The sequence below is a fragment of the Proteus sp. MB838 genome (assembly GCF_054767435.1).
Genome location: NZ_BAABMO010000078.1, coordinates 1 through 4,552 on the forward strand (window position 1 = coordinate 1; position 4,552 = coordinate 4,552).

Consider the following 4,552-nt stretch of genomic DNA (forward strand, 5'->3'; position numbering starts at 1 on the left):
ATGCTCCTAGCGACTCATTCACTTGTCGCCTAGCTACACCTTGAATTATTTAGAGTAATACTCGTGATACTTCAAGTTGTCGCGTTGTTGATGGTGCTCAATCGCACTAGTCACCTAGTTGCACTTTGGAGCATTTAAGCGTATTGATCCACCATACAACAAGCTGTACACATTGACTTGTTAGGGTTGAGATGTCTGTGTCAGCGACGTTAATCGCGCAATAATGGCATTGACACCATCAGTGCGTGATTGGCTAATTTGATTAGCCAATCCTAATTGTTCAAAAATAGCTAATATATCGATATTGGCTATTTCTTGTGCCGTCTTATTCTCAACTGTTGTTAAAATAACCGCCAGTAAGCCTTTTACAATTCGCCCATCACTATCACCATAAATATGGTATTTGCCGTCATTGTTTAACTCAACACCTAGCCATACTCTATTTTCGCACCCTTTGATTTCATTTTCTGTTGTTTTTAATTCATTAGGTAATGCGGGTAATTTTCTTGAAAGTTGGATCAATTGACGATATTTATCTTCCCATGATTTGGATTTCTGGAAGTCTTGAAATAATCCATCTAAGGTAATGTCATGACCAAAAGGGTGTTGTGTATTATTACTCATATTTAATCTTCATCTTTTAATAAGGACAGTGCGAATTTAACCGCATCAACTAACCTATCAATATCAGAAAGTTGATTATATGGCATAAAAGAAGCGCGTAAACAGCCAGAAATGGTTAAAGCATCGATTAAGGGCTGTGCGCAGTGTTGCCCTGTGCGTAAAGCAATACCTTGTTCCGCGATTAATGCCGCTAAATCACTGTGATGAATACCCTCAAAATTAAAAGCGAGTACCGGTGAATGAGGCGCGCGGTAGCTGATAAAACCCTCCAGTTGCTCAAGACGCGCCTGTGCTTTATCTGCCAGAGTTAAGGCGTATTGATTGGCTTGCGCCATATCTTGCGTTTGTAACCAATCTAATGTTGCTGAAAAAGCAATTACAGCAGCTATGTTAGGGGTACCTGCTTCAAAGCGATGAGGAATAGCCGCGGGTACAAAACCGTTAAAGTTTGCCGTGGTTAACATTTTCCCACCCCCTTGCCATGCAGACATCACTTCTAAAAGTTCGCGCTTTCCATAACATACGCCAAGGCCATTGGGGCCATATAATTTATGGGCAGAGAAAGCATAAAAATCGATATCAAGGGCGCTGATATCCGTTGCATGATGAGCTATGCCTTGTGCACCATCAACCACGAGTAAACAGTCATCATATTGATGTACACATTGAGAAACTTTATCTAAGGCGATTTGTGCACCGGTGATATTCGACATTTGGCTTATTGCCACTACTCTTGTCCTTGCCGTAAGTAATGTCGCCAGTGTGGCGATTGAAGGTAAAAAGTTATCTTCAATCGGCCAACGAATAATTTTTGCCCCAGTCTGCTCTGCTAACATTAACCAAGGAATAAGATTGGCGTAATGCTCTTGTTCACTAACGATAATTTCATCACCGGTTTGTAATCGTGGGCGGAAATAGCCTTGAGCAATAAGATTAAGTGAGCCTGTGGTGCCTTGCGTCCAAATAATAGTATCGCTATCTGCGAGGTTAAGTAATTGAGCGACTTGCTGACGTGCTTGCTCAAAGTGTTGTGTCATCTTTTTAGCTTGTTGATATTGGCTACGGTGAACCGTCGCTGAGCTATGGCGATAAAATTCATCTGAAGCTTCAATCATAGCTACAGGTTTTAACGCGGTAGCCGCACTATCAAGATAAACAATATTTTCCTCAATAGCAGGAAATTGTTGGCGAAAAACAGTAGGGGAAAATGGTTTCATAATGAGCTTGTGTTAGTCAGTCTAGAAAACGCCGTTATAGTAAGTAAAAATCTAACCGCGAGATTATACGGTTAATAATATTTATTTATAATGAAATTGCTAATTTGTTTACTGTGAATTGCGATAGATTTTTATGGTAACACGATAAAGGTGAGCTTGTTTATAGCATCGAAAATGGAATAGATGTTTATCTACTCAGCGCTGTTATTGCCTATGGGAAAAAGATGTTACACTTTTTTAGCATAATAATAGCTAAGTAGGTGCGCATTTAGCATAAAAATAGGATGTGCAGTCCGTCAGCGTTGCGAAGTTAGAGTAAAATTATATATAAAAAAAGCACCGCCTTGGCGGTGCATTATAAAATCACTATGGACAGACAGGGTAAATGTACAGGAAGTGAAAAAAAACAGTAGCATCAGCTACAAAGTCTGGAATTTCCAGACAACTTGCAAACACAACATCACAACCACAAAGCCAAAAGTTTTGCAGTATTGCTACTACACAACTTTTCGTTCCGGCTTAGGAAGTGCGAGTACTATAGGTATTTACTGGCTAATCATCAAGGGACAAATTATAATGCTTCGCATAAAAAAAACTAATAACTAACGTTAGGGTTTACCAACAGCCAAAATAGGGGTTTCACAACAGAATATGTCTAAACGTTTACCTCCACTAAATGCCCTTAGAGTTTTTGATTCGGCAGCACGTCATTTAAGTTTTACTAAAGCGGCTGAAGAATTATTCGTGACTCAAGCAGCGGTTAGCCATCAAATTAAAACATTAGAAGAATTTCTTGGACTAAAATTATTTAGAAGACGCAATCGTTCTTTGTTACTGACCGAAGAAGGTCAAAGTTATTATCTTGATATCAAAGAAATTTTCTCTTCAATTAATGAAGCGACAAGAAAATTACTTGCACGAAGCGCAAAAGGGGCTTTAACAGTGAGTTTGTCGCCGAGTTTTGCTATTCAGTGGTTAGTACCGAGGTTATCAGGGTTTAATCAGGCTTATCCGGGGATTGATGTCCGTATTCAGGCGGTTGATCGCGAAGAAGATAAGCTTGCTGATGATGTGGATGTGGCTATTTTTTATGGCCGCGGGAACTGGACTGGATTGCGTACTGATCGTCTTTACGCTGAATATTTAATTCCGGTTTGTGCTCCTTCTTTGCTGACAGGTGAAAAACCACTAAAAACCCCGTCCGATCTGATTTATCATACACTGTTACATGATACATCGCGTCGTGATTGGCAAGCTTATGTTCGTCAATTGGAGATCCAAAACCAGATTAATGTGCAACAAGGGCCTATCTTTAGCCATAGCTCTATGGTGATACAGGCTGCAGTACACGGACAAGGTGTTGCATTAGTTAATAATGTTATGGCTCGTAGTGAAATTGAATCAGGTCGATTAGTTAGGCCTTTTCAAGATGTGCTTGTCAGTAAAAATGCCTTTTATTTAGTTTGCCAAGACAGTCAGGCTGAATTAGGAAAAATTGCTGCTTTCCGTCAATGGATTTTATCTCAAGCGGCAAATGAACAGGAAAAATTAGGATTACTGGCAACTTCTTAATATTTGTTTAGGTAAATTAGCTCCTAACAGGAAGGAATAAACAGTGAATAGTCGTACATTGCTTATGTTTTCCGCAATCAGTGGTTTTTTTTATGTGGCTTTTGGGGCATTCGCTACCCATAAATTAGCCCCTCATTTATCGCCACAGCATTGGGAATATATTCAGTTAGCTATGCGTTATCAAATCGTACATACTTTACTACTTGTAGGGTTAGCGGCGATATTAATGCGCAAAACCATTTTATGGCTTTATTGGGCAGGTATTTTCTTTGGTTTAGGCATTTTACTTTTCAGTGGTAGCCTTTATTGTATGGCGCTAACACAGGTTAGGTTATTATCTTATTTTACGCCAATTGGTGGATTTAGTTTTCTTATTGGTTGGATTTTAATTTTTATTGGCGCTTTGCGTCTAAGGACACCGGCATCTCGACATGAATAAAGTAGCATTATATTGTCGCCCTGGTTTTGAAAAAGAGTGCGCGGCGGAGATAACGGATAAGGCAGGACAAATAGGTGTTTATGGCTTTTCTCGAGTGAAAGAGGGAAGTGGTTACGTCATTTTTGAATGCTATCAAGAAGGTGATGCAGATAAAATTGCTCGTGATGTGGATTTTAGAGGACTTATCTTTGCACGCCAATTATTTGTTTGTGGTGAATTATTAAAGAACTTACCACCAGAAGATCGTATTACTCCCATTATTGACCAGCTAAAAGGTAGTACAGAAAAAGCAGGTGAATTACGTGTTGAAGTCGCTGATACCAATGAAAGCAAAGAGTTATTAAAATTTTGCCGCAAATTCACTGTTCCTTTGCGTAATCAATTACGTAAAGAAAAGATCTTATTAAAAGTTGAAAATTATAGCCGTCCGGTGATCCATGTCTTTTTTATTGCTCCGGGATGTTGTTACGTGGGCTATTCCTATAGCTTTAATAACTCGCCATTCTATATGGGGATCCCCCGCTTAAAATTCCCAGCAGATGCACCAAGTCGTTCAACTTTAAAACTTGAAGAAGCGTTCCATGTTTTTATTCCTTATGAAGAGTGGGAAGAGCGCTTAGCCAGTGGGATGAGTGCGGTTGATCTTGGGGTGTGTCCCGGAGGATGGACTTACCAATTAGTTAAACGTAGCATGATGGTG

The 4,552-nt window shown here is 39.6% G+C and carries 5 protein-coding genes; 3 read left to right on the forward strand and 2 right to left on the reverse strand.

Annotation, left to right across the window (positions count from 1 at the left end):
* Positions 1 to 180: 180 nt before the first annotated feature.
* Both csdE and csdA read right to left on the reverse strand, forming a co-directional pair.
* The gene (gene csdE / locus ACYUCW_RS17710; protein WP_004249502.1) at positions 181 to 624 is read right to left on the reverse strand and encodes a cysteine desulfurase sulfur acceptor subunit CsdE; all 444 of its coding nucleotides are present in this window, start codon (positions 622 to 624) and stop codon (positions 181 to 183) included.
* A gap of 2 nt (positions 625 to 626) precedes the next feature.
* Positions 627 to 1,841 (reverse strand): cysteine desulfurase CsdA, encoded by a 1,215-nt coding sequence (gene csdA, locus ACYUCW_RS17715; protein ID WP_460409158.1) that lies wholly within the window; start codon positions 1,839 to 1,841, stop codon positions 627 to 629.
* 651 nt (positions 1,842 to 2,492) lie between these two features.
* Here csdA and ACYUCW_RS17720 point away from each other — a divergent pair.
* The 3 genes from ACYUCW_RS17720 to rlmM all read left to right on the forward strand — a co-directional run.
* On the forward strand, positions 2,493 to 3,413 hold the full coding sequence (locus ACYUCW_RS17720; RefSeq protein ID WP_004245498.1) for a transcriptional regulator GcvA: 921 nt from the start codon (positions 2,493 to 2,495) through the stop codon (positions 3,411 to 3,413).
* 43 nt (positions 3,414 to 3,456) lie between these two features.
* Complete coding sequence (locus ACYUCW_RS17725) at positions 3,457 to 3,852, forward strand: DUF423 domain-containing protein (RefSeq protein ID WP_004245496.1); 396 nt, start codon at positions 3,457 to 3,459, stop codon at positions 3,850 to 3,852.
* The coding region (gene rlmM / locus ACYUCW_RS17730; RefSeq protein WP_460409159.1) for a 23S rRNA (cytidine(2498)-2'-O)-methyltransferase RlmM at positions 3,845 to 4,552 on the forward strand (708 nt) is incomplete at its 3' end. The genes ACYUCW_RS17725 and rlmM, both read left to right, overlap by 8 nt.

Excerpts from the sequence above, each read along its gene's own strand:
- csdE (WP_004249502.1), bottom strand. The coding sequence starts at position 624 with ATGAGTAATAATACACAACACCCTTTTGGTCATGACATTACCTTAGAT.
- csdA (WP_460409158.1), bottom strand. The coding sequence starts at position 1,841 with ATGAAACCATTTTCCCCTACTGTTTTTCGCCAACAATTTCCTGCTATT.
- ACYUCW_RS17720 (WP_004245498.1), top strand. The coding sequence starts at position 2,493 with ATGTCTAAACGTTTACCTCCACTAAATGCCCTTAGAGTTTTTGATTCG.